This is a genomic window from Streptomyces sp. NPDC007945 (assembly GCF_042958885.1).
Classification (GTDB): Bacteria; Actinomycetota; Actinomycetes; order Streptomycetales; family Streptomycetaceae; genus Streptomyces.
On sequence record NZ_JBIBJV010000001.1, the window covers coordinates 492070 to 514271 of the forward strand.

Annotated in this window: 22 protein-coding genes, 1 other RNA gene and 1 pseudogene; 10 read left to right on the forward strand and 14 right to left on the reverse strand. The window is 75.1% G+C overall.

Features of this window, described 5'->3' with window-relative positions; translation table 11 throughout:
- Positions 1 to 32: 32 nt before the first annotated feature.
- Both ACFZCF_RS02205 and ACFZCF_RS02210 read right to left on the reverse strand, forming a co-directional pair.
- Complete coding sequence (locus tag ACFZCF_RS02205; protein ID WP_388440157.1) at positions 33 to 809, reverse strand: bifunctional DNA primase/polymerase; 777 nt, start codon at positions 807 to 809, stop codon at positions 33 to 35.
- A gap of 112 nt (positions 810 to 921) precedes the next feature.
- Positions 922 to 1545 (reverse strand): TetR/AcrR family transcriptional regulator, encoded by a 624-nt coding sequence (locus tag ACFZCF_RS02210; RefSeq protein ID WP_388440160.1) that lies wholly within the window; start codon positions 1543 to 1545, stop codon positions 922 to 924.
- A 471-nt stretch (positions 1546 to 2016) separates the two neighbouring features.
- Between ACFZCF_RS02210 and ddaH the strand changes: the two genes are divergently transcribed.
- Positions 2017 to 2847 carry a dimethylargininase gene (gene ddaH / locus ACFZCF_RS02215; RefSeq protein WP_391284020.1) on the forward strand — a complete coding sequence of 277 codons (831 nt, stop codon included), beginning with the start codon at positions 2017 to 2019 and terminating at the stop codon, positions 2845 to 2847.
- On the opposite strand, the gene ACFZCF_RS02220 is transcribed toward ddaH, so the two are convergent.
- Both ACFZCF_RS02220 and ACFZCF_RS02225 read right to left on the reverse strand, forming a co-directional pair.
- A complete protein-coding gene (locus ACFZCF_RS02220; RefSeq protein WP_391284022.1) occupies positions 2844 to 3830 on the reverse strand; it encodes a small ribosomal subunit Rsm22 family protein in 987 nt (328 codons plus the stop codon). The genes ddaH and ACFZCF_RS02220 overlap by 4 nt on opposite strands.
- Positions 3831 to 3924: 94 nt before the next feature.
- Positions 3925 to 5190 (reverse strand): Bcr/CflA family multidrug efflux MFS transporter, encoded by a 1266-nt coding sequence (locus ACFZCF_RS02225; RefSeq protein ID WP_388440169.1) that lies wholly within the window; start codon positions 5188 to 5190, stop codon positions 3925 to 3927.
- A gap of 63 nt (positions 5191 to 5253) precedes the next feature.
- On the opposite strand from ACFZCF_RS02225, the gene ACFZCF_RS02230 reads away from it, so the two are divergent.
- Positions 5254 to 6300, forward strand: coding sequence for a Gfo/Idh/MocA family protein (locus ACFZCF_RS02230; protein ID WP_388440172.1), 1047 nt, complete (start codon positions 5254 to 5256; stop codon positions 6298 to 6300).
- Here ACFZCF_RS02230 and ACFZCF_RS02235 read toward each other — a convergent pair.
- Positions 6287 to 7930: an alkaline phosphatase D family protein gene (locus tag ACFZCF_RS02235; protein ID WP_391284025.1), complete on the reverse strand. Its 1644-nt coding sequence runs from the start codon at positions 7928 to 7930 to the stop codon at positions 6287 to 6289. The two genes, ACFZCF_RS02230 and ACFZCF_RS02235, sit on opposite strands and share 14 nt — an antisense overlap.
- Positions 7931 to 8096: 166 nt before the next feature.
- Between ACFZCF_RS02235 and ACFZCF_RS02240 the strand changes: the two genes are divergently transcribed.
- A complete protein-coding gene (locus tag ACFZCF_RS02240) occupies positions 8097 to 8840 on the forward strand; it encodes an SDR family oxidoreductase (RefSeq protein ID WP_388440178.1) in 744 nt (247 codons plus the stop codon).
- Positions 8841 to 8844: 4 nt separating this feature from the next.
- On the opposite strand, the gene ACFZCF_RS02245 is transcribed toward ACFZCF_RS02240, so the two are convergent.
- A complete protein-coding gene (locus tag ACFZCF_RS02245; protein ID WP_388440181.1) occupies positions 8845 to 9177 on the reverse strand; it encodes a nuclear transport factor 2 family protein in 333 nt (110 codons plus the stop codon).
- Positions 9178 to 9328: 151 nt separating this feature from the next.
- On the opposite strand from ACFZCF_RS02245, the gene ACFZCF_RS02250 reads away from it, so the two are divergent.
- Positions 9329 to 9763: a hypothetical protein gene (locus ACFZCF_RS02250; protein ID WP_391284028.1), complete on the forward strand. Its 435-nt coding sequence runs from the start codon at positions 9329 to 9331 to the stop codon at positions 9761 to 9763.
- A 51-nt stretch (positions 9764 to 9814) separates the two neighbouring features.
- Here the strand turns inward: ACFZCF_RS02250 and rnpB are convergent.
- Positions 9815 to 10213, reverse strand: an RNA gene (gene rnpB, locus ACFZCF_RS02255) — RNase P RNA component class A.
- A 79-nt stretch (positions 10214 to 10292) separates the two neighbouring features.
- Between rnpB and ACFZCF_RS02260 the strand changes: the two genes are divergently transcribed.
- Together ACFZCF_RS02260 and ACFZCF_RS02265 are read left to right on the forward strand one after the other, a co-directional pair.
- Positions 10293 to 11060 (forward strand): MerR family DNA-binding transcriptional regulator, encoded by a 768-nt coding sequence (locus ACFZCF_RS02260; protein ID WP_391284030.1) that lies wholly within the window; start codon positions 10293 to 10295, stop codon positions 11058 to 11060.
- Entirely contained in the window at positions 11047 to 11904 is an 858-nt protein-coding gene (locus ACFZCF_RS02265; protein ID WP_391284032.1) for a hypothetical protein, read from the forward strand. The genes ACFZCF_RS02260 and ACFZCF_RS02265 overlap by 14 nt, the downstream gene beginning before the upstream one ends.
- On the opposite strand, the gene ACFZCF_RS02270 is transcribed toward ACFZCF_RS02265, so the two are convergent.
- A complete protein-coding gene (locus ACFZCF_RS02270; RefSeq protein ID WP_391284034.1) occupies positions 11849 to 13297 on the reverse strand; it encodes an RNB domain-containing ribonuclease in 1449 nt (482 codons plus the stop codon). The two genes, ACFZCF_RS02265 and ACFZCF_RS02270, sit on opposite strands and share 56 nt — an antisense overlap.
- 97 nt (positions 13298 to 13394) lie before the next feature.
- On the opposite strand from ACFZCF_RS02270, the gene yaaA reads away from it, so the two are divergent.
- On the forward strand, positions 13395 to 14162 hold the full coding sequence (yaaA, locus tag ACFZCF_RS02275; RefSeq protein WP_391284035.1) for a peroxide stress protein YaaA: 768 nt from the start codon (positions 13395 to 13397) through the stop codon (positions 14160 to 14162).
- A 153-nt stretch (positions 14163 to 14315) separates the two neighbouring features.
- Positions 14316 to 14960: a bifunctional 4-hydroxy-2-oxoglutarate aldolase/2-dehydro-3-deoxy-phosphogluconate aldolase gene (eda, locus tag ACFZCF_RS02280; protein WP_388440200.1), complete on the forward strand. Its 645-nt coding sequence runs from the start codon at positions 14316 to 14318 to the stop codon at positions 14958 to 14960.
- Here eda and ACFZCF_RS02285 read toward each other — a convergent pair.
- The 5 genes from ACFZCF_RS02285 to ACFZCF_RS02305 all read right to left on the reverse strand — a co-directional run bounded on the left by ACFZCF_RS02285 (position 14947) and on the right by ACFZCF_RS02305 (position 20235).
- The gene (locus tag ACFZCF_RS02285; protein WP_391284038.1) at positions 14947 to 15624 is read right to left on the reverse strand and encodes a GNAT family N-acetyltransferase; all 678 of its coding nucleotides are present in this window, start codon (positions 15622 to 15624) and stop codon (positions 14947 to 14949) included. The genes eda and ACFZCF_RS02285 overlap by 14 nt on opposite strands.
- A 361-nt stretch (positions 15625 to 15985) precedes the next feature.
- Positions 15986 to 17569, reverse strand: coding sequence for a bifunctional RNase H/acid phosphatase (locus tag ACFZCF_RS02290; RefSeq protein WP_391284040.1), 1584 nt, complete (start codon positions 17567 to 17569; stop codon positions 15986 to 15988).
- Positions 17569 to 18312 (reverse strand): zinc ribbon domain-containing protein, encoded by a 744-nt coding sequence (locus tag ACFZCF_RS02295; RefSeq protein WP_388441742.1) that lies wholly within the window; start codon positions 18310 to 18312, stop codon positions 17569 to 17571. Before ACFZCF_RS02295 ends, ACFZCF_RS02290 begins: the two co-directional genes overlap by 1 nt.
- Complete coding sequence (locus ACFZCF_RS02300; RefSeq protein WP_391284042.1) at positions 18309 to 19127, reverse strand: Nif3-like dinuclear metal center hexameric protein; 819 nt, start codon at positions 19125 to 19127, stop codon at positions 18309 to 18311. Before ACFZCF_RS02300 ends, ACFZCF_RS02295 begins: the two co-directional genes overlap by 4 nt.
- A gap of 76 nt (positions 19128 to 19203) precedes the next feature.
- A complete protein-coding gene (locus tag ACFZCF_RS02305) occupies positions 19204 to 20235 on the reverse strand; it encodes an ABC transporter substrate-binding protein (RefSeq protein ID WP_391284044.1) in 1032 nt (343 codons plus the stop codon).
- Positions 20236 to 20476: 241 nt separating this feature from the next.
- Here ACFZCF_RS02305 and ACFZCF_RS02310 point away from each other — a divergent pair, with 241 nt between their 5' ends.
- Positions 20477 to 21652 carry a hypothetical protein gene (locus ACFZCF_RS02310; protein ID WP_391284046.1) on the forward strand — a complete coding sequence of 392 codons (1176 nt, stop codon included), beginning with the start codon at positions 20477 to 20479 and terminating at the stop codon, positions 21650 to 21652.
- Between the two features lie 52 nt (positions 21653 to 21704).
- Positions 21705 to 21842 carry a hypothetical protein gene (locus tag ACFZCF_RS02315; RefSeq protein ID WP_189944947.1) on the forward strand — a complete coding sequence of 46 codons (138 nt, stop codon included), beginning with the start codon at positions 21705 to 21707 and terminating at the stop codon, positions 21840 to 21842.
- Positions 21843 to 22004: 162 nt separating this feature from the next.
- On the opposite strand, the pseudogene ACFZCF_RS02320 reads toward ACFZCF_RS02315, so the two are convergent.
- Positions 22005 to 22163, reverse strand: a pseudogene (locus ACFZCF_RS02320) (short chain dehydrogenase); the annotation flags it as partial.
- Positions 22164 to 22202: the final 39 nt, after the last annotated feature.

The following is a 22202-nucleotide window of genomic DNA, read 5'->3' on the forward strand; positions in this document are numbered from 1 at the left end:
CCCGGCCGGGGGGGTCGGCGGGTCGGGCGCGGTCAGCGGGTGAGGGGCCAGGCGACGTCGTGGGGGTGGTGCTCCTCGCCCTCGGCCTCCCGCGCGGCGGCGTGCCGGGCGCAGGCGTCGGTGAGGGCCTCCAGGAGGTTCAGCGGGTCGGGCAGCGCGTGCTCGGGGCCGCGGACCCAGCCGACGACGGGGTGGTCGGCCTCGTCGCCGGGGAGCCGGGCGGGCGGGACGAGGACGTAGCTGCCGCGGCAGTGCCAGCGCAGGCCCGGATGCTCGTCCATGGTCTCGGGATGGCAGTCCAGCTCGCACGGCCACCACTCGTCCTCGTCCTCGGGGGTGCCGCGGGTGGCGGTGAAGAACAGCATCCGGCCGCCGTCGCCGGCGCTGTCGGGGGACTCGGCGACCGGTCCCACCTCGACGCCCTCGGTGAGGAGCCGGTCGAGGGCGGCGCGGCCGGCGGCCAGCGGCACGTCGAGGACGTCGTGGACCATGCCGGTGGCGGTGACGAAGTTGGCCGCGGGCTCGTTCCGTACCCAGCGCTCGATCTGCGCGCGGTCGGTGGTCGACTGGGTCTGCCAGGCGAAGGAGACCGGGTGGCGGGCGGGGGTGGGACAGCCGATCCGCTCACAGGAGCAGCTGTACCCGACGGGGTAGGCGGCGGGGGCCAGGGGCAGGCCGGCGGCGGCGATGGCCAGGAGCTGCGTCTCGCGGGTGTTCCCGTCGTCGGCCGCGGCCCGTTTGGGGCGCCTGCGCAGCCACTGTGCGAGTTTGCTCTCCGTGCCGCGGTAGCGGCCGATGCCGTCGCCCATCTATCCCCTCACACCTCATGCTCGCCCGTTCGGCTCTGCCCATGGTCCCACCATCCTGCTCCCCGGGTGACCGGAGTGGGGAACCAGGGGCCGGTGACGACGCTCACGCTCGTCACGGCCGGGGCGTGAGACCGCGCAGCGCGTGGTCGACGAGGGCGTCGGCGTAGGCGTGGGTGAGGGGGCCGGTGCGGTGCAGCCAGCGGTGGTGGAGCGGGCCTACGAGGAGCTCGGTGGCGAGCCGCGCGTCGACGGCCGGGTCCACCTGCCCGGCGGCCCGGGCGGCCTCGATGCGCCGGGCGAAGACCCGCAGCTGGGGTTCGAGGAGCGCCTCGGTGAAGCGGGCGCCGAGCTCGGGGTCGGTGGAGCCCTCGGCGGCGAGGGCCCGGGTGGGGGCGTCGTACCGGGGGTTGTTGAGTTCGTCGACGGTGGCCCGCAGCACGAGCCGGAGGTCGGCGGCGAGGTCCCCGGTGTCGGGCAGCTCGGTCTGCCCGGGGTCCGCGCCGGCCTCCTCGGCGGCGCGGGCGGCGAGGTCGAGGAAGGCGTCGAGGAGCACGGCCGCCTTCGAGGGCCACCACCGGTAGATGGTCTGCTTGCCGACTCCGGCGCGGGCGGCGATGCCCTCGACGGTCGTCTTCGCGTAGCCGGTCTCGGAGACGAGGGCGAGGGCGGCGTCGAAGATGGCACGCCGGGACCGCTCGCTGCGGCGTGAGACGTCGGGGGCCTTGGGCTCGGGCATGCGCCGAATCTACCACCGGGCGAGACGGTCCGTCTCGCGGGGGGGGGAGGGGCGAGGCCGGTGGTGCGGGGCGGTGCCGGCCGGTGGTGCGGGGAGGGGTCGTCCGGTGGTCAGGCGACGGGGCGAGGCCGGTGGTGCGGGCGATGGGCGGGGCTCCGGTGCGGTCGGGGGCGCGACCAGCGGTGCGGCGGCGGGGTGGGGCCGATGGTCCGGCGACGGAGCGCGGCCCGTGGCGCGGGGAGGCGATGCGGTCGGCGGTGCGGCGACGGGGCGGCCGGTGGTCCTGCGGTGGGTGGGGCCGGTGGTGCGGCGACGGGAATGCGGTCGGCTACCGCCGAGCGGATGTCGATCCGGTGTACGGACGGCGAACCACCCGAACGGCCCACTGCGCAGGCGCCCCCGAGGGCGGACCATGGCTCCACCGATCCACGGCCCGCCGCCGGCGGGCCGACCGTCCGTGAGGAGGCCCGATTGCGCTCCACTCCGCGCGAGTCCTCGCCCCGCCGCTACCTGATGTGCCCACCCGCGCACTTCAAGGTGACGTACTCCATCAACCCGTGGATGGACCCGACGAAGCCCGTCGACCTGCCGCTCGCCCTCGCCCAGTGGGAGGACCTCCGGGACCGCTACCTCGCCCTCGGACACACCGTCGAACTCCTCGACCCCGACCCGGAGCTGCCCGACATGGTCTTCGCGGCGAACGGCGCGACCGTCGTCGGCGGACGGGTGCTCGGCGCCCGCTTCGCGCACCCGGAGCGGACCGCCGAGGCCGAGGCGCACCTCGACTGGTTCCGCCGCAACGGCTGGGCCGAGACCGACCTGCGCGAGCCCGACCACATCAACGAGGGCGAGGGCGACTTCGCCGTCACCGCCTCGTGGATCCTCGCCGGCACCGGCTTCCGCTCCAGCCCGCTCTCCCACGGCGAGGCGCAGGAGTTCTTCGGCCGTCCGGTGATCGGCCTGGAACTGGTGGACCCCCGCTACTACCACCTGGACACCGCACTCTGCGTCCTCGACGAGGCCGCCGACGAGGTCATGTACTACCCGGAGGCCTTCTCCCCCGGCAGCCGGGCCGTCCTCGCCCGCCTCTTCCCCGGCGCGCTGAAGGCCGGCGCCGAGGACGCGGCGGCGCTCGGGCTGAACGCGGTCAGCGACGGCCGGCACGTGCTGCTCCCGCAGACGGCGACCGGACTCTTCGACCCGCTCCGGGCCCGGGGCTACCACCCCATCGGCATGGACCTGAGCGAACTCCTCAAGGGCGGCGGCAGCGTGAAGTGCTGCACCCAGGAGCTGCGGCCCTAGTCCTGCTCGGCCGGGGGCCAGGAGTCGCCCCACTCGGCGTCACGGGCCTGCTTGTACAGGGACCCGTGGCGCTTGGTGACGGTCGCCCGCTCCAGCCCTCCGGGGGCGCAGAGGTCCAGGAGGACGAGCCCCTTGCGGGTCTGCGGCCTGCGGACGACGCGGGCGGGCGCGGGGGTCACGGGGAACCGGGTGGCGGCAACGTACGCGTACTTCTCGTCCTCGTACGGCAGCGAACCGCCCTTCACCTGCCGGTGCAGCGAGGAACGGCTGACCCGCGCCGCGAAGTGGCACCAGTCGGTGCCCGGCTCGATCGGGCAGGCGCCGCTGTGCGGGCAGGGCGCGGCGACGGTGAAGCCGGCGTCGATCAGGACGGAGCGGGCGGCGATGATCCGCCCGTAGCCGTCCGGGGTGCCGGGCTCGACGACGACGACCGCGCCGCGGGAGGCGCGGGCCGCCTCGGCGACGAGCGCGGCCCTGTCGCCCTCGGTGAGCTCCTTGAGCACGTACGAGACGGTGACCAGGTCGGTCTCGTCGAGGCGCAGCGCGGTGCCGATCCGCTCGCGCCGCCACTCGGCGTCGAGGACGCCGCCGGCCAGCTCGCGGCCGAGGGCGAGGGCGGGCTCGGCCCAGTCGAGGACGGTGGTGCGCGGCGGCCGCCCGTCCCACGCGTCGGCGACGGCCCAGCTCGCGGCGCCCGTCCCGCCGCCGATGTCGGTGTGCGTGCCCGGCACCCACTCCGGAGCGGCGTCCCGCAGCGCGTCGAGAGCGGCCCGGGCGGCCTCGAACGTGGCGGGCATCCGGTACGCGGCGTACGCGACGACGTCCGCGCGGTCGCGGAGCACGGGGGTGTCGGTCGGGGTCGTCCCCCGGTAGTGGGCGATCAGCCGCTCGACGGACTTCGCGGCCTGCGAGGGCGGGAGGCCGGCCAGGACCCCGGCGAGGGCGGTACGCAGGGACGCGGCGGAAGCGACAGACACATTCACCGACCCAGTCTAGGCGCCATCGGGCGGCGCCCCGGTCGCTCCGTTCGCGGGTGCGCGCCGCCGCGCCGTTGGGGGCGATCGTTCCGCCCTGGCGTCAGCGGGTGGGGCGCCAGGGGCGGCAGAGGAGGAGGTAGCAGGTGAGGGAGGCGGCGGCGCAGGCGAGCTGGACGACGGCCATGGGGACGGCCGTCCGTTCGCCCGCGATGCCGACGAGCGGTGAGGCGACCGCCCCGATGAGGAAGGAGCAGGTGCCGAGGAGCGCCGACGCGGACCCGGCCGCGTGCGGCGTCCGCATCAGCGCCTGCGCGTTGGTGTTCGGCATCGCGAGGCCCATCGCGGACATGAGGACGAACAGCCCGGCGGCGACCGGGACGAGTCCGACCTCGCCGAAGACCCCGGTCGTCATCAGGAGGAGCGCCGTCGCGGCGAGCAGGATGACGGAGAGGCCCCAGCCGAGCACCTTGTCGAGGCTGACCCGGCCGACGAGGAGCTTGCCGTTGATCTGGCCGACGGCGACGAGGCCGATGGAGTTGAGCCCGAAGAGGAGGCTGAAGGTCTGCGGGGAGGCGCCGTAGATCTCCTGGACGACGAACGGGGAGGCCGAGATGTAGGCGAAGAGGGCGGCGAAGGCGAGGCCGCCGGTCAGCATGTAGCCGGTGAAGACGCGGTCGGCGAGCAGCCCCCGCATGGTGCGCAGGGCCTGGCCGACGCCGCCCTGCTGGCGCCGTTCCGGCGGCAGCGTCTCGTGGAGGAAGCGCCGGACGACGAGGGTGAGGAGGACGCCGATGACGGCGAGGACGTGGAAGACGCCCCGCCAGTCGGTGATCCGCAGGATCTGTCCGCCGATGAGCGGCGCGATGATCGGCGCGACGCCGGAGATCAGCATGAGGGTGGAGAAGAAGCGGGCCATCTCGACGCCGTCGTAGAGGTCGCGGACGACGGCCCGGGCGATGACGATGCCGGCGGAGCCGGCGAGGCCCTGGAGGAGCCGGAAGGCGATGAGAAGCTCGGCGCTGGGGGCGAAGGCGCAGACGGCGGTGGCGAGGACGTAGACGACCATGCCGGCGAGCAGCGGCCGGCGGCGTCCCCACTTGTCGCTCATGGGGCCGACGACGAGCTGGCCGAGGGCCATGCCGGCGAGGCAGGCGGTGAGGGTGAGCTGGACGGTGGCGGCGGGGGCGGTCAGCGAGCGGGTGACCTCCGGCAGGGCCGGCAGGTACATGTCCATGGAGAGCGGCGGGAGCGCGGTGAGTCCGCCGAGGACGAGGGTGACGAGCAGGCTCGCCCGCCGGGCTGCGGGAACGGCCACCGGGGTTCCGGTTATGTGCCCTCGTGTTGTCTTCTGGCCGCTCTCCGGCATCGACTGCTCCCTTTCGTTGAATCCTTGCCTATGCTCTCAGCTCGGCGGGGCGGATCGAGACCCATGGGGTGGACGGACGTGGACGACGTGAACGACGCGAGCGACGTGAACGATGCGGTGCGGTGGGGCGTGCTCGCGACCGGCGGCATAGCCGAACGGTTCGTGACGGACCTGGCGGAGCTGGACGGCGCCGAGGTGGTGGCGGTGGCGTCCCGTACGGAGGCGTCGGCGCGGGCCTTCGCCGACCGGTTCGGGATCGGGCGGGCGTACGGCGGCTGGGACGGGCTCTTCGCCGACCCCGAGGTGGACGTGGTGTACGTGGCGACCCCGCACCACGCGCACCGGGAGGCCGCCGGCCGGGCCCTGGAGGCGGGCAAGGCGGTCCTGTGCGAGAAGGCCTTCACGCTGAACGCCCGGGAGGCGGCGGAGCTGGTCGCCCTGGCCCGGGGCCGGGGCCTCTTCCTCATGGAGGCCATGTGGATGTACTGCAACCCGCTGATCCGCCGGCTCGCCGAGCTGGTCCGGGACGGCGCGGTCGGGGAGGTGCGGACCGTGCAGGCGGACTTCGGCCTCGCGGGCCCCTTCGGCCCCGGCCACCGGCTGCGGGACCCCGCCGTCGGCGGCGGCGCCCTGCTCGACCTCGGCGTCTACCCGGTCTCCTTCGCCCAGTTGCTGCTCGGCGAGCCGGACTCGGTGCAGGCGCACGCGCGGCTCTCCCCGGAGGGCGTGGACCTGAACACGGGCATGCTGCTCGGCTGGTCGGACTCGGGCGCCTCGGCACTGCTGTCCTGCTCCCTGGAGGCGGACACCCCGCTGACCGCCGCCGTGACCGGCACGGAGGGCCGGATCGAGGTGCCGCGCGGCTTCTTCTTCCCGGAGCGGTTCACGCTGTACCGGGAGGGCGCCGAACCGGAGGAGTTCACGTACACCGAGGACCCGCACTCGCTGCGGCACGAGGCCGCCGAGGTGATGCGCTGCCTGCGGGCCGGGGAGACGGAGTCGCCGCTCGTCCCGCTGGACGGCACGCTCGCCGTGATGCGGACGCTCGACGCGGTGCGGGACCGCGTCGGCGTCCGCTATCCGCAGGAGGCCGAGCTCACGCGGGTGTGAGGCCCGGCCGGCCGGCCTCCGTGACGAAGGAGGCGGCGGTGGTGACGGGGGCGCCCGGCTTCGTGACGTACGGGACCGTGCGGAAGTCGGCGCGGGCGCTCTCCTCCCCGAGGGTCACGGTGACGTAGCCGCGCCGGCCGTTGAAGAACCTCAGGTGCGGGTTGGCCTGCGTCAGCCGGTCGTAGTTGGCCGGGCGGTCGGCGCCGTCCTTGCCGCTGGAGATCGAGGTGGCGACGATCTCGGTGCCGACGGTCCGGGAGCCGGGGTCGCGGAAGTCGGCCTTGAGGTCGAAGCCGTAGCCGACGTGGACGTCGCCGGTGAGCACCATCAGGTTCCGCACCCCGGCGGCCTCGGCGCCCGCGAGGATCCGCTGCCGGGAGGCCGGGTAGCCGTCCCAGGAGTCCATGGACACCTTGAAGTCGGCGGTGGGGCGGTCGCGGCGCTCGGCGAGGACGACCTGCTGGGGCAGGAGGTTCCAGCGGGCGTCGGAGGCGCGCCAGCCGTCGAGGAGCCACCGCTCCTGGGCGGCGCCGGTCATGGTGCGCGCCGGGTCCTCGGAGAGCGGGCCCGGGACCTGCCAGCCGTCGCCGTACGCCTGGTCGGAGCGGTACTGGCGGGTGTCGAGGATGTCGAACTGCGCGAGCCGCCCGAAGCGCAGCCGCCGGTACAGCCTCATGTCCGGGCCCTCGGGCAGCTGGGGCGCGCGCAGCGGCTGGTGCTCCCAGTAGGCGCGGTAGGCGGCGGCGCGGCGGAGCAGGAACTCCTCCGGCGGGACGGAGTTCTCGGGGGTGCCGCCCGCGTAGTTGTTCTCGGTCTCGTGGTCGTCCCAGGTGACGACGAAGGGGTGCGCGGCGTGCGCGGCCCGGAGGTCGGGGTCGTTCTTGTAGAGGCCGTAGCGGAGCCGGTAGTCCTCCAGGGTGATCGTCTCGCGGTTGAAGACGGCGGGGAGGGTGCGGTCGGTGTAGGCGCGGGCGCCGCCGGTGGCGTCGACGGCGTACTCGTAGAGGTAGTCGCCGAGGTGGAGGACGACGTCGAGGTCCTCATCGGCGAGGTGCCGGTGGGCGGTGAAGTAGCCGTCGTGGTAGGCCTGGCAGGAGACGGCGCCGAGTCGCAGCGCGGCCGGGCGGGCCCAGGGCGCGGGCGCGGTGCGGGTCCGCCCCGCCGGGCTCACCCAGTTCCCGGCGCGGAAACGGTAGTAGAACTCCCGGCCCGGTTCGAGGTGTTCCACCTCGACGTGGACGCTGTGGCCGAACTCCGGGTGCGCGGTGGCACGTCCGCGCCGGACGGTGCGGGTGAAGCGCTCGTCGCGGGCGAGTTCCCAGTGGACGGAGACGCGTTCGGCGGGCAGGCCGCCGCCGGGCTCGAAGGGGCGGGGGGCGAGCCGGGTCCACAGCAGGACGGAGCCGGGGAGCGGGTCGCCGGAGGCGACGCCGAGGGTGAACGGGTCCTCGGTGATCCGGCGGCCGTCCAGTTCGGCGGCGGCGGCCGCGCCGGCGGCGGGCAGCTGGGTGGCGAAGGCGAGCGCGGCGGCGGCGCCGGCCGCGGTGAGGAACCTGCGGCGGCCGAAGTGACGCGCGGCGGCGCGGAGTTCCTCGCTGTGGGCCGGTGTGCTGCTCGGTGCGGGTGTCATGTGCCCCTCCCCTGACGGTTGGTGTCCGTCGGTATTCGAGGGGGACGGGGCGACATCCCCTTGTCGGGGACAGGTCATCCACGTGTCGGACGGATGAGTTCATGGGGCACGTGCCTGGCGTACGCTGCCCGGCCGGGAGCGACACGAGGCGGAAAGGCGGTTCGGCATGGGCGTCGCGGTGGTGACGGGAGCGGGGTCGGGCATCGGCCGGGAAGTGGCGCGGGCCCTCGCGGAAGCGGGCTGGTCGGTGGCGCTGGCGGGCCGCCGGGCCGCGCCCCTGGAGGAGACGGCGGAGGGGCTCGCCGAGGCCCGCGTCCTCCGCGTCCCGACGGACGTGACCTCACCGGAGGCGGTGACGGGCCTCTTCGACGCGGTACGGGAGCGCTTCGGCCGCGTCGACCTGCTCTTCAACAACGCGGGGACGTTCGCGGGCGGCGGCACACCGGTGGAGGAGCTGTCCTACGACACCTGGCGGTCGGTGGTCGACGTCAACCTGACGGGCGCGTTCCTCTGCGCGCAGGCCGCCTTCCGGGCCATGAAGGAGCAGTCGCCGCAGGGCGGCCGCATCATCAACAACGGTTCGATCTCCGCGCACGTGCCGCGGCCGCACTCGATCGCGTACACGGCGACGAAGCACGCCATGACGGGCCTGACGAAGTCGCTGTCGCTCGACGGCCGCCCGTACCGGATCGCCTGCGGCCAGATCGACATCGGCAACGCGGCCACGGAGATGACGGCCCGCATGCGGACCGGCATCCTCCAGGCCGACGGCGAACTGGCGGTGGAACCGGTCATGGACGCGGCGGACGTGGCCGCGACGGTCGTCCACATGGCGGCCCTGCCGCTGGAGGCGAACGTCCAGTTCGCCACGGTCATGGCCACGGCGATGCCCTACATCGGCCGCGGCTGACGGCTCACTCCACGGGCACCTGGCCGGTCTCGAAGCGGGTCACCTTCCCGTCCTCGACCCGGAACCGCCAGGCGGTGCGCATGGCGCCCCAGGTGTCGTTGCTGTAGGTGGCGACGAGGGAGAGGCCGTCGTCGTCCTCGCTCTCCACGACCATGTGCCCCTTCGAGGAGAACACCTCCCGTTCGGTCCACTCCCTCAGGTCCCGTTCGGACCCGTCGTCGGCCATGGTCGCGCCGGGCGCGAGGGCGGCGTCGAAGGCGGCACGGTCGTTGGCGTTCAGCGCGGCGACGAAGGCGCGGACGGCGGGCTCGGTGAGCTGTTCCACAGGAAGGTTCATGCCCCACCCGTACCCGCCGGACGGCGGCGCACCCCGCTCCGCCGCGGGGGATGGGCCAGTCGGGCGAGGCCCGCGGCAGCCTCCGGCGGCCCGGCCCGCACCGCGGGCAGTATCGGGGGGACCCCAAGCCCGCCTTCCCGCTGGAGGAGCGATGTCGGAGCACGACCGGATCGTCAAGCTGTACGCGAAGGGGGCCCCGGTGGGGGTCCTGGACGGGAGGCTGGTCGCCTTCCCGGTCGACGAGCACCGCACCGCCGAGTGGGCGCTGGGCGAGGCCGACGGCGGCTTCCGCCTCACCGTCAAGGGCACCGAGGACCGCGTGACCGCCCCCGGCACCGACCGCACGCCCGCCCTGGTCCGCCCCGACGACTCCCCCGCCTCGGTCTTCCGCCTCCAGCGCGTCACCCCCGAGGGCCCGGCCACCGTCACCGACCCCGCCACCCTGGTCACGGGCACGTACGTCCTCTCCCGGAACGGCCTCGCCCTCGGCCGCGACCTCTTCGAGGACCCCTCCCCCACCCCGAAGCCCATCGTCCTCCGCACCGACGACCGCGCCCCGCACTGGACGGTGGAGATCCTGCTCTGACCCCCGGCCCCGAGCACGGAGAAGGGCCCCCGCGGGGGCCCTGGGAAGGGGCAGACGAGTCGGGCTGTACGCCGGGTTCTGTGCCCCGGGACCTCGCGGTCGTCGGGGTGACGGCCATCCATCTAGGACCGGCGTTGCCGCCGGCCTCGTGCGGTCTACCCGCGAACTCGGGCGAGCAGCCCTCGATCGTTCGCGCAGGGACACCGGGGTGTCCCCTCTTGACCTTGCTCCGGGTGGGGTTTACCTAGCCGCCTGAGTCACCTCAGGCGCTGGTGGTCTCTTACACCACCGTTTCACCCTTACCGAGGGCCGAAGCTCCCGGCGGTCTGTTTTCTGTGGCACTGTCCCGCGGGTCACCCCGGGTGGCCGTTAGCCACCACCCTGCTCTGTGGAGCCCGGACGTTCCTCGGGGAGATCCGGGGATCTCCACGCGGCCGCCCGCCCGGCTCGTCTGCCGTGCCGACCATGCTACCCGCCGGAAGGGACGGTGCTTGACCTTGTCGTAGCGTCAGGGTTTCTACTGGGCGGCATGCGAATCGGCGAGCTCGCCGCGCTCGTCGGGGTCACGCCCCGGGCGGTGCGGCACTACCACCGTCTGGGGCTGCTGCCCGAACCCGCCCGGCTGCCGAACGGCTACCGGGAGTACGGCATCCGGGACGCCGTGCTGCTCGCCCGGGTGCGGCGGCTGGCCGAGCTGGGGCTCGGGCTCGACGAGGTGCGGGACGTGCTCGCCGAGGACGCGGGCCGCGAGGTCGTGGAGGTCCTGGAGGAGCTCGACGCCGACCTCGCCCGGCAGGAGGACGTCGTCCGGGAGCGGCGGGCGCGGCTCGCCGGACTGCTCGCGGAGGCGCGGGCCGGCCGGCTCACCGTCGAGGGGCCCGTCTCGCCGGAGCTGGCCGCGCTGCTCGCCGGGGTCGGCGAGCTGCCGGGATCGCCGATGGCGGTGAAGGACCGGGAGATCCTCGCCCTGCTCGACACGGTCGTGCCGGCGGAGGAGCGGACGCGGCTGATGGGGCTGATGCACGAGGTGTCCGGGAGCGCCGCGGAGGTGTACGGGCTGCTGGACGCGCTCGCCGACGCCCCCGCGGACGATCCTCGGGTCGAGGAGGCCGCGCGGGCGCTCGCCGGTGTGCTGCCGGCGGGGATCGGCCGCTTCGAGCTGCCGGCGGAGGGGTCCGGCGGGCTCGCGGACGTCTTCTTCGCCGATCTGGCGCCCGCGCAGGCGGCCGCCGTGCGCCGGGCGCTGGCCCTGGTGTCGGAACGTTTCGAGGGAGGTGAGGGGCATGGCGAGGAGTGAGCGGGGGCCCGTGCTGCGGGGGCTGCGCGCGGTCGCGTACGCCGCGCTCCCGGCCGAGCTGGTGGTCTTCGCGCTGCTGCTCGGCGGGGTGCGGATACCGGGGGCGGTGCTCGGCGGCGCGGAGCTGGTGATGGTCGGGCTGTTCGCCGCCGAGGCGGTGGTGTGGGTGCGGTTGCGGCGGCGGGGGCTGACGCGGCGGGAGGCGCTGGCGGAGCTCGTGCCGGAGCGGGTGCTGCGGCTGATCGGGCACGAGCTGGCGCTGTTGGCGAGCCTGGGGCGGTGGGTGGCGCGCCGGCCGCACGGCACGGCGGGCGCGGACGGGGTGTTCCCGCACGCGCGGGACCAGGCCGCGCTCATGTACGGCTTCGCCTTCGTCTGCCTCGTGGAGACCGTCGGCATGTCGTGGCTGCTGGCCGGGCTGCCGGTGGCGCACGCGATCGTGCTGGTCCTGGACGTCTACACGGTCCTCTTCGTGCTGGGGCTGCACGCCGCCTCCGTGACCCGGCCGCACGTGCTGGCCGGCGGGCGGCTGCGGGTCCGGCAGGCGGCGCACGTGGACGTGGACGTGCCGCTGGAGGGCGTCGCCGCCGTCCGCCGGGAGAACCGCTTCACCCACGGGAAGGCCGACGGCGAGCTGAACCTCGCGGTCGGCTCGCAGACCTCGGTGACCCTGGAGCTGAGCGCGCCGGTGGACGTGGTCGGGCTGCTCGGCGGGGTCCGGCGGGTCTCCGTCGTACGGCTGCACGCCGACGACCCCAAGGCGCTGTACGAGGCCGTCCGCGACGCCGTCACGCCGGGGCGAACAGCACCTTCGCCCGGCCGGGATCCGCTTCCAACAGCCTGACCCGCAGCCACCGGCCCAGCGGCAGCGGGGCCGTGCCGCCCTCGACGCGGGCCACCACCGCCGGGTCGTCGAGGTGGACGGTGCCGACGGACGGCTCGCGCTCCTTGACGTCGATCACGTACGCGTCGAAGAGCTCTCCGACCCGGTCGCCGAGCAGCGCCGCCTCCACGATGTCGACGGACTCCCGCTCCACCGTGTTGGCGCGGCGCGAGCCGGCGGCCATGGTGTCCGGCAGGCCGGGCAGCGCGGACCCGACCCACTCGGGCGGCTCGGTCCCGGCGACCGCGGCGACGCACAGCTCGGAGGCGTACCGGTCGACGAGCCGGCGCAGCGGGGCGGTGCAGTGGGTGTACTCGTCGGCGACGGCCGCGTGCACGGCCGGCTCGGGCAGCCGGCCGTCGGTGAAGACGGTGTACCCGGCGCCGCGCAGCAGGGTGGTGCACTCCTGGAGGAAGGCGGCCTGGCGCGGGTCGGTGGGGTCGGCGTTCCTCACCACCTCCGCGTACGGCACGTGGTGCGGCCAGTCGACGCCGAGCGCCTCCGCGGAGCGGCGCAGCCGGGCGACGGCCCCGTCGGGGGCGACGGGCAGGGTGCGCAGGATGCCGGTGCCGGCGGCGGTCATCAGGTCGGCGGCGGCCATGCCGGTGAGCAGGGAGATCTGCGCGTTCCAGCTCTCGGCGGGCAGGGGCGCCCGGTAGGCGAGCGTGTAGGCGTGGTCGCCGGGGAGGGCGACGATCTCCTGTTCGGGGACGTCGAGGGAGATCCCGCCGCGCTCGATCTCGCGCTCCTCGCGGAGCCGGCCGATGTCGCGGAGCAGGGCGAGGGGTTCCTCGGCGGTGCCGGAGTCGATCCGCCGCTGCACGGTGGCGTAGTCGAGCTTGGCACGGCTGCGGACGAGGGCCCGGCGGAGGTCGGTGGCGACCCGGCGGCCCTCGGCGTCGAGGTCGATCCGCCACAGGAGCGCGGGCCGGGGTTCGCCGGGCAGCAGGCTGGCGGCGCCCTCGGAGAGGACCGGCGGGTGGAGGGGCACCTTGCCGTCGGGGAAGTAGAGGGTGAGGACCCGCCGGTGCGCCTCGGCGTCGATCGCCCCGCCGGGGGCGACGAAGGCGGCGACGTCGGCGATGGCGTAGTGCACGCGGTAGCCGCCGTCGGACCGGCGCGCCAGGTGCATGGCCTGGTCGAGGTCGGTGGAGGTGGGCGGGTCGATGGTGAGGAGCGGCAGGTCGGTGGCGTCGTGGGCGGGGAGGCGGGGGTTCTTCGCGGCGGCCTCGGCCTCGGCGAGCACGTCGGCCGGAAACCCCTCGGGCACCCCGAGCTCGGTGCGGAGGGCGCGCAGCGCGGCCCGCAGCGGGGCCTCCGCCGCGCCGGTCACGTGGATGTGGCGTCGGGGCATGCCATCGAGCGTAGGGGGCGGGAGGGGGCCCGGCACCTCGTACGCTGGCTTGGCGGGGCCGCATCCCCGTTCGCGTCCGTACGTAAGGAGAACCACCGTGCTCGTGCTGCTGCCGCCCTCCGAAGGCAAGGCGCCCTCCGGGTCCGGGGCGCCGCTCAAGCCGGAGTCGCTGTCGCTGCCGGGGCTCGCGGAGGCGCGGGCCGCGGTCCTGGACGAGCTGGTCGAGCTGTGCGCCGCCGACGAGGAGAAGGCCCGCGAGGTGCTCGGCCTGAGCGAGGGGCTGCGGGGCGAGGTCGCGAAGAACGTGGAGCTGCGCACGGCGGGCGCCCGGCCGGCCGGGGAGATCTACACGGGCGTCCTGTACGACGCGCTGGGCCTGGCGACGCTGGACGCGGCGGCCGGGAAGCGGGCCGGGGACGCGCTGCTCGTCTTCTCCGGGCTGTGGGGCGCGGTGCGGGTGACGGACCGGATCCCGTCGTACCGCTGCTCGATGGGGGTGAAGCTGCCGGGCCTCGGCGCGCTGGCGGCGCACTGGCGGGGCGCTATGGCGTCGGTGCTGCCGGAGGCGGCCGGGGAGGGGCTGGTGCTGGACCTGCGCTCGTCGGCGTACGCGTCGGCGTGGAAGCCGAAGGGCGAGGTGGCGGCGCGGACCGCGACGGTACGGGTGCTGCACGCGCCGACCCGGAAGGTCGTCAGCCACTTCAACAAGGCCACCAAGGGCCGGATCGTCCGGAGCCTGCTGGAGTCGGGTGCGGCGCCCGGCACGCCGGACGAGCTGGTGGGGGTGCTGCGGGAGCTCGGGTACGTGGTGGAGGCGGGGGCCAGGGCGGGGGCGCTGGACGTGCTGGTGGACGAGATCCACTGAGGAGGAGCGCGGCATCGGGGCCCCGGGGCGTGCACGGAAGCGCTGGAGCGCTGAGGAGCGTTGCGGTGCCGTGCGTGCCGGGACCCCGCAGGGAGCGTTGCATCCTCCGCAACGCTCGTTGCGGAGGATGGGGGCCGTGGGCAGGATGAGGCCATGTCCCGCAGCCCCGGTCTCTTCGCGCTCGCCCCGCACGCCCCCGTCGTCCCGGTCGTCGTCGTGGAGGACGCCGCCGACGCGGTGCCGCTGGCGCGGGCCCTGGCGGCCGGCGGGCTGCCGCTGATCGAGATCACCCTCCGCACCCCGGCCGCGCTCGACGCGGTGCGGGCGGTCGCGGCGGAGGTGCCGGAGGCGGTGGTCGGCGCGGGGACGGTGCTCTCGGCGGCCGGAGCGGCCGAGGCGGTACGGGCCGGGGCGCGGTTCCTGGTGAGCCCGGGGTGCTCGGGGCGGCTGCTCGGGGCGCTGCGGGAGTCGGGGGTGCCGTTCCTGCCGGGTGTCTCGACCGCCTCCGAGGTGCTGGGGCTCCTGGAGGAGGGCGTCACGGAGCTGAAGTTCTTCCCGGCGGAGGCGGCGGGCGGCGTCCCGTATCTGAAGTCCCTCGCGGGCCCGCTGCCGCAGGCCCGTTTCTGCCCGACCGGGGGCATCTCGGCGGCCTCGGCGCCCGGCTACCTCGCCCTCCCCAACGTCGCCTGCGTCGGCGGCACCTGGATGCTGCCCCCGGAGGCGCTCGCCGCCCGGGACTGGGACCGGGTGGAGGCCCTGGCGCGGGAGGCGGCGGGACTGGCGGTCAGCCGGTCGTGAAGCGGATGCCCAGGTGGTCGGCGACCGGGCGGTAGCCGAGGCGCCGGTACAGGGCGTTGCTGGTGGGGTTGGCGAGGTCCGTGAAGAGGACGACCTCCGCCGCTCCGGAGTCGGCCGCCGCGCGGCTGACGGCGGCGGTGACGCCGGCGGCGTAGCCGCGGCCGCGCTCGGCGGGCGCGGTGTAGACGAGGTGGACGCGCGACTGGCCCTCGACCGTGCGGGAGCGGGCGGCCATCGCCACGGGGCGGCCCTCCGGGGCCTCCCAGACGTGCAGGCGGTCCTCGGTGATCCGCTCGGTGAGCCAGTCCGTGTAGTCGTCCCGCGGCGGGTAGCCGTGGACGGCGGCGAAGTCGGCGGTCCACTCGCCGAGCAGCGGGAGGTCTGCCGCGCGGGCGGGGCGGGCACGGCCGGCCGGGGCCGGGTCCCGGGGGGTGAGCTCGCCGAGGCGGAAGAGCCGGATGCCCATGACGGGCTCCCAGGGGAGGCCGGTGGCGGCGGCGTACGCCTCGACCGCCGCCGTCTCCCCGCGCAGGGTGGCCGGTTCCGCGCCGTCGGGCAGGACCAGCGCGGCGGCCGCCTCCTCGGGCAGCACGCCGAAGGTGAGTTCGCGGACGGGGACGCGACGAGGACGCCGGTCGCGGCGGCGCCGCCGGGACCGGTCCACCAGCCGAGGAGTCCCGCCGTGTCCATCGTGGTCAGCACGGCGGTGTTGCGGGCCGGTTCGGCGGCGAGGTGCGGGCCCGCGGCGGCCAGGAACGCGCCGAGGTCGGTGGTGAAGTGCCAGCTCATACCCGGATGGTGCCGGGGGGACGGCCGGTGGCGCCAGGGAATTGCGTCCCGGCCCGGCCGGCTAGGGCCTGTCGTCAAACTCGCGCCGTCGCCCGGAGGGCGGCCCCGCGGCGTCAGGTGCGTGCTCTCGGCGTGCGGGGCGCGAGGCCTCGTACGGGACGTACTTGGCCTTGTGCCCGGTGCGGCGAGAGTGCGTGCATGGCGTCGTGGGGCAGGCGGGAGTTTGACGACAGGCCCTAGCGGCGGAGGTGGGAGGTGTCGTTGAGGAGGCGTACGGACGCGTTGCCGTCGGCGTAGTAGGCGACGGCGGAGAGGGAGGCGGCCGACAGCTCGAACTTGAACAGGGACGGGGGCGGGGCGCCGAGCGCCAGCCGGACGAGGGTCTTGATGGGCGTGACGTGACTCACGACGAGGACCGTGCGGCCCGCGTGCGCGGCGGCGAGGCGGTCGCGGGTGGCGGCGACGCGGCGGGTCACGGAGACGAAGCTCTCGCCGCCGCCGGTGGGGGCGGCGGTCGGGGAGGCGAGCCAGGCGTCCATGTCCTCCGGGTACCGCGCGCGGACCTCCGCGAAGGTGAGGCCCTCCCAGACGCCGAAGTCGGTCTCGCGCAGGCCCCGGTCGATGACCACGTCCAGGCCCAGGCGGGCGGCGACGGCTTCGGCGGTCTGGCGGCAGCGGGTGAGCGGGGAGCTGACGATGTGCTGGATCGTGCCGCGGGCGGCGAGCGCGTCGGCGACGGCGGCGGCCTGCCGGCGCCCCGCCTCGGAGAGCTCCGGGTCGGACCCGCCGCTGCCCGAGAACCGCTTCTCGGGCGTGAGCGCGGTCTCGCCGTGCCGGAGCAGCACGAAGGTTGCGGGAGCGGCCATGTCAGGCACGGGGCCTGGCGTGGGGACGGGACCTCGCTCGAGGGCGGCGGGACTCCGCTCGGTGGCCGCGGTCGCGAGGGCCGCGGGCACGGGGCTCTGCGCGGAGACGGCGGGCGAGGAGGCGCTCCCGGGGTCGGCGGCGGACGGGCCCTGCGCTGAGGTCGCGGGCGCCGGGGCCGCGGGCGCGGGTGCAGCGGTCCCGGGGGCGTCGGCGGACGGGCCCTGCGCGGACACGGGGTGCGCGGAGGCCGCGGGCGCCGGGGCCGCGGGCGCGGAGGCCGCGGGCGTCGGGGCCGCGGGCGTCGGGGCCGCGGGCGCGCTGCCGGGGTCGGCGGCGGACGCGGCCTGCGCGGGCGCCGCGGCCTCGGCGGCAGGCGGGTCCTGCGGGGCGGGGGCGTTCGGCGCCGGGGGTGTGGCGGGTCCGGCGGCCGCCAGGGCCGCGCGGGCCCTGGCCGCGCCCGCCGCCGCGTCGCCCGGCGGGCCCGACGGCGGCAGGGTGGCGGCCACCCGGGCCGCGGAGGTGTCGCGCGGGGTCCACTGGGCGCCCCGCTTGCCCGCGTCCATCGCTTCGTTGGCGAGGCGGTCGGCGTGCTTGTTGCGCTCGCGGGGGATCCACTCGTACGTGACGCGGTCGCGGGGGAAGGCGCGGGACGCCTCGGCCGCGAGCGGCTTCATGTCCGGGTGCTTGATCTTCCAGCGGCCGGACATCTGCTCGACGACGAGCTTGGAGTCCATCCTGACCCGGACCGTGGCGTCGGGCGCCAGGTCCAGGGCGGCGCGGAGCCCCGCGATGAGGCCCTTGTACTCGGCGACGTTGTTCGTCGCGACGCCGATGAACTCGGCGGCCTCCGCCAGGATCTCGCCCGTGGCCGGGTCGAGGACGACGGCCCCGTAGCCGGCGGGCCCGGGGTTGCCCCGGGAGCCGCCGTCCGCCTCGACCACGAGCTCGCGCATTACAGGCCGGACTCCGCCGTGCGGACCAGGATCCGGCGGCAGTTCTCGCAGCGCACGACGGTGTCCTTCGCGGCGGCCCGCACCTCGTTGAGCTCGGTGATGTTGAGCTCGATGTGGCAGCCCTCGCACTTGCGCTGGTAGAGGCGGGCCGCGCCGACGCCGCCCTGCTGCTCGCGGAGCTTGTCGTACAGCTTGAGCAGGTCGGCGGGGACGGTGCCCGCGACGACCTCGCGCTCCTTGGCGACGCCCGCGGCCTCCTCGTCGAGACCGGCCTCGGCGGCGTCCCGGCGGGTCGTCGCGTCGTCGGTCTTGGCCTGGACGGCCTCGACCCGCCGGGTCAGCTCGGCGACGCGCTCCTGCGCGGACTCGCGGCGCTCCATGACCTCCAGGACGATCTCCTCCAGGTCGCCCTGGCGCTTGGCGAGCGAGGTGATCTCGCGCTGGAGGCTCTCCAGGTCCTTCGGGGAGGAGACGGCGCCGGAGTCGAGCCGCTGCTGGTCGCGGGCGGCGCGCTGGCGGACCTGGTCGACGTCCTGCTCGGCCTTGGTCTGCTCGCGGGCGCAGTCGCTCTCCTCGGTCTGCGCGGCGACGAGCAGGTCGCGCAGCTGGGTGAGGTCCTTGGTCAGCGCCTCGATCTCCGCGTGCTCGGGCAGCGCCCTGCGCTTGTGGGCGAGCTGCTGGAGGCGGACGTCCAGGGCCTGGACGTCGAGGAGGCGGATCTGGTCGGCGGGCGCGGCGTTCAGTTGGGGGCTCCAGAGGAAGTGTGGTGGGAGGACCAGGGGTCGGTGACCGTCTTCGAGACGTGGACGCGGAGGTCCCAGCCGTGGCGGTCGGAGATCTCGTCGAGCTGGGCGGCGGCCAGCTCGCACCAGGGCCATTCGGTGGCCCAGTGGGCGGCGTCGACGAGGCCCAGCGCGGAGTGCTGGGTGGCCTCGGAGACGGGGTGGTGGCGGAGGTCCGCGGTGAGGAAGGCGTCCACTCCGGCGGCGCGCACCGCGTCGAAGAGGCTGTCGCCGGAGCCGCCGCTGACGGCGACGCGGCGGACGGTCATGTCGGGGTCGCCGGCGACCCGGATGCCCTGCGCGGTGGCGGGCAGCCGCTCGGCGGCGCGGGCCGCGAACGCGGCGAGGGTCTCCGGCTGGTCGAGCTCGCAGATCCGGCCGAGGTTGTTCTCGGGGACGAGCGGGCCGGTGACGCGCAGGTCGAGGGCGCCGGCGAGGGCGTCGGAGACGCCGGGGTCCGCGGTGTCGGCGTTGGTGTGGGCGACGTGCAGCGCGATGTCGTGCTTGATCAGGGTGTGCACGACGCGGCCCTTGAAGTGGCCGGCCGCGACCGTTGTCGTGCCGCGCAGGTAGAGCGGGTGGTGGGTGACGATCAGGTCGGCGCCGAGGGCGACGGCCTCGTCGGCGATCTCCTGGACGGGGTCGACGGCGAAGAGGACGCGGGTCACCTCGGCGTCGGGGTCGCCGCAGACGGTGCCGACGGCGTCCCACTGCTCCGCCCGCTGGGGAGGCCAGAGGGCGTCGAGCTCGGCGATGACTTCAGACAGACGGGGCACGGAGGAAAGGCTACCTGTCCTCCGTGCCCCGCCGTCCTGGCCGGTGGACGTCTCCGCCGGCCGGGCTCGCGATCGCCTACTTGACGAGGTCGGCGCGCAGGTCGTCGAGGACGCTGTTCGCCGCGGTCACGCCGAGGCCCAGGTACCAGGTCTCGTCCGGGACGTCCTTGGCGCGGCCGGCCTTGACGGCCTCCAGGTTCTTCCAGAGCGGGTTGCCCTGGGCGGCGTCCTTCTTGGTCGCCTTGGCCTCGCCGTAGACGCCGGTGAAGATCCAGTCGGCGTCGGCCTGGTCGATCTTCTCCGGGCTGACCTCGACGGCGAGGTCGTTCACCTGCTGGTTCTTCGGCCGGGGCAGGCCGGCGTCCTCCAGGATGGTGCCGATGAACGACGCCTTCGCGTAGAGGCGGATCTTGCCCGGGAGGTAGCGGACCATCGAGATGGTCGGCTTGTTCGGGCCGATGTCCGTGCCGAGCTGCTTCGCCTTGGTCGCGTACGCGGCGAGCTTCTCCTTCGCCTCGGCGGTCCTGTCGAGCGCGGCGGCGTTGAGGAGGTAGTTCTCCTTCCAGGTGAAGCCCGGGCGGATGGAGAAGACGGTCGGCGCGATCTTCGACAGCTCGTCGTACTTGTCGGCGGCCCGGAGCTGGCTGCCGAGGATCAGGTCGGGCTGGAGGTTGGCGATGGCCTCCAGGTTGAGGTTGTTGATGGTGCCGACGGACTTGGGGCTGCCGGCGTCCTTGGCGAGGTAGCCGGGGATGCCGTCGTCACCCTCCGAGGGCGCGTAGCCGACGGGCTGGATGCCGAGGGAGACGACGTTGTCGAGCTCGCCGACGTCCAGGACGACGACCCGCTTCGGGGCGGCCTTGATCTCGCTCTTGCCCATGGCGTGGGTGAGGGTGCGGGGGAACTGGCCGGGCTTGGCGTCGGTGCCCAGGGCGGCGGTCTTGGCGGCGGCGTCGCCGAAGTCCTTGCCGCCGGTGGCGACGTCCTTCTTCTTCGCCGTGTCCTCCTTCTCTGCGGCGTCGGAGGAGTCGCCGCCTCCGCAGGCCGCGAGGGAGAGCGCGGCGGCGAGGGCGACGGCGGCGGCGGTGCCGCGGCGGCGGAGGGACATCGAAAGGCTCCTCTTCGATGGCGGACGTCGAGGTAGGGCGACGCGTAGGGGCGTTCCCCAGCGGAGCCACAGGGTCCGCTTAGGTTGCCCTTACCTTACGTACCCCTGGCCCCGTCAGCACAACCGGCCCCCTCCCCTCAATCGAACCGGCGCACCGCCATCCTTATGTGTGAAGTGCGTGGGCTCGTGTTGTTCGGCTGGAAGTGCGAAAACTAGCTTCGTGGCCGGAGGTGACGAGTCGATGACAGCCTTGGCCATCGAGACCACGGCCGGGGACGGCGACCACGAGGGGACGGCCGTCCACCCCCCGGCGGGCTTCACGATCACCGCGAACGGCGCGTACGCGGCCCGGCTCGCGGGTTCCGGGGACGCCCTGTACGCGGAGCGCTGGACCCTCGACGGCCCGGAGCCGTACGCCGTGCCGCTCCCCCTGGACCAGCCCGAGGAGCGCGGGACGCAGCTGCTGCCGCTCGCCGACGGGCGGGTCCTGGTGTGCCGCGGGGTGGACGGGCGGCGGCACACCTTCTCGCTGCTCTACCCGACCGGTCCCGGCACCGGCGAGCTGCGGCTCGGCTCGGTGGAGGCGCCCGGCCCCGGCCCGGTGGAACTCCTGCCGCCGTCCCCGGACGGCATCTGCGCCTACGCGCGTCACGTCGGCCCGGAGTCCACCACGCTCTGGCTGGTGGCGGGTGGCGCCTTCGGCCCGGAGCGGATCGCGGTGGTCCCGGGGCGGTGCTCGGGCGGGGTCTGGCTCGACCGCACCGGGCGGATGCTCGCCCTGGACCGGCGGCTCGGCGACGGGCCGGTGAAGACGGTGGCGGTGGACCTGGAGCGGGGCGGCGAGGTGTCGCCGCTGCTCCAGATCACCGAGGCGAGCGACGACCGGCTGCTGCTCGCGGACCCGGACAGCGGGCTGCTGCTGATCCGTTCGGACGCGCCCTCGCCGGGGCACGAGCGGCTCGGCTGGGGGGTGTTGGGGAGCCTGCTGCCGGTGCGCTTCCCCGAGTGCCTGCGCCTCGACGACGCGGCGGTGACGCCGTTCGCGGTCCAGCCGGGGCAGGTGCTGATGCCGGAGAGCTGCGGGGTGGCGCTGCGGATCGACGCGGCGGGCGGAAGCTGGGTGGGCCTGTGGCGGCCCTCGGAGCGGCGGATGCGCCAGGTGGCGGCGCCGCCCGGATGGGTGGCGGGAGCCGGGGCCTGGACCCCGGAGGGCGTCCTGCGGCTGCCGTGCTCGACGGCGGAGCTGCCGTGCGCGCTGGCCGGGCTGACGGTGCCGGACGACCCCGCCGCCGAGCCCGGTCCGGTTCCGGGGCCGGAAGCGGAACCGACGCCTTCGGGGGAGGAGGGACAGCCGCGCGCGCTGCGGCCGGTGCCGCTCCAGCAGGCGCCTCTGACGGACCGTAAACCCGCTGGTTAGACTCACCGCCGCAGTACCGCACGTACAAGCACGTCCACGGGGTGAGCACGACATGGCGAACGACAGCACGCAGTCCACGGAGGAGGCGCAGGGCACGGGTGCCGGACGGCACCGGGGTCCGGCCGCGCCGGCGGAGGAGACCACCTCCGCCCCGCACGGACGGCACCGCCGCGAGGCGAACGAGGGGTAGTTCCTCGTACGGGCGAGGGGTGGTTCCCCGTACGAACGAGGGCTCGTTCCTCGTACGGGCGAGGAACGGCTCCCCGTCCGCGCGCGTCGGCGGAGGGCCTCGGGGGATCCGCTCCCCCGGGGCCCTCCGCCGTCCCCCGCGCCGGTCGCCCCGGGCCCGGGTTCAGCCCTTCTTCAGTCCCAGGACCTCCGTCGCCGCGAAGGTCTCGTTCGGCGGGCGCTCCGCGAAGTACGGGGTGAGCAGCCCGTCGAGCTCCTCGTGGCCGAAGGCCTCCTCGGCGGTGTCGAACGTGGCGGCCACCCGGGGTCGTTCGACGACGGCGGCGCCGAGCCGGGCCAGTTCGAGCGCCTCGGCGCGGCC

Excerpts from the sequence above, each read along its gene's own strand:
- ACFZCF_RS02310 (WP_391284046.1), top strand. The coding sequence starts at position 20,477 with ATGACAGCCTTGGCCATCGAGACCACGGCCGGGGACGGCGACCACGAG.
- ACFZCF_RS02290 (WP_391284040.1), bottom strand. The coding sequence starts at position 17,569 with ATGCGCGAGCTCGTGGTCGAGGCGGACGGCGGCTCCCGGGGCAACCCC.
- ACFZCF_RS02210 (WP_388440160.1), bottom strand. The coding sequence starts at position 1,545 with ATGCCCGAGCCCAAGGCCCCCGACGTCTCACGCCGCAGCGAGCGGTCC.
- ACFZCF_RS02260 (WP_391284030.1), top strand. The coding sequence starts at position 10,293 with ATGCGAATCGGCGAGCTCGCCGCGCTCGTCGGGGTCACGCCCCGGGCG.
- ACFZCF_RS02250 (WP_391284028.1), top strand. The coding sequence starts at position 9,329 with ATGTCGGAGCACGACCGGATCGTCAAGCTGTACGCGAAGGGGGCCCCG.
- ACFZCF_RS02240 (WP_388440178.1), top strand. The coding sequence starts at position 8,097 with ATGGGCGTCGCGGTGGTGACGGGAGCGGGGTCGGGCATCGGCCGGGAA.
- ACFZCF_RS02265 (WP_391284032.1), top strand. The coding sequence starts at position 11,047 with ATGGCGAGGAGTGAGCGGGGGCCCGTGCTGCGGGGGCTGCGCGCGGTC.
- ACFZCF_RS02245 (WP_388440181.1), bottom strand. The coding sequence starts at position 9,177 with ATGAACCTTCCTGTGGAACAGCTCACCGAGCCCGCCGTCCGCGCCTTC.
- ACFZCF_RS02230 (WP_388440172.1), top strand. The coding sequence starts at position 5,254 with ATGGGGTGGACGGACGTGGACGACGTGAACGACGCGAGCGACGTGAAC.
- ACFZCF_RS02235 (WP_391284025.1), bottom strand. The coding sequence starts at position 7,930 with ATGACACCCGCACCGAGCAGCACACCGGCCCACAGCGAGGAACTCCGC.
- ACFZCF_RS02270 (WP_391284034.1), bottom strand. The coding sequence starts at position 13,297 with ATGCCCCGACGCCACATCCACGTGACCGGCGCGGCGGAGGCCCCGCTG.
- ACFZCF_RS02205 (WP_388440157.1), bottom strand. The coding sequence starts at position 809 with ATGGGCGACGGCATCGGCCGCTACCGCGGCACGGAGAGCAAACTCGCA.
- ACFZCF_RS02225 (WP_388440169.1), bottom strand. The coding sequence starts at position 5,190 with ATGCCGGAGAGCGGCCAGAAGACAACACGAGGGCACATAACCGGAACC.
- ACFZCF_RS02305 (WP_391284044.1), bottom strand. The coding sequence starts at position 20,235 with ATGTCCCTCCGCCGCCGCGGCACCGCCGCCGCCGTCGCCCTCGCCGCC.
- eda (WP_388440200.1), top strand. The coding sequence starts at position 14,316 with ATGTCCCGCAGCCCCGGTCTCTTCGCGCTCGCCCCGCACGCCCCCGTC.
- ACFZCF_RS02315 (WP_189944947.1), top strand. The coding sequence starts at position 21,705 with ATGGCGAACGACAGCACGCAGTCCACGGAGGAGGCGCAGGGCACGGGT.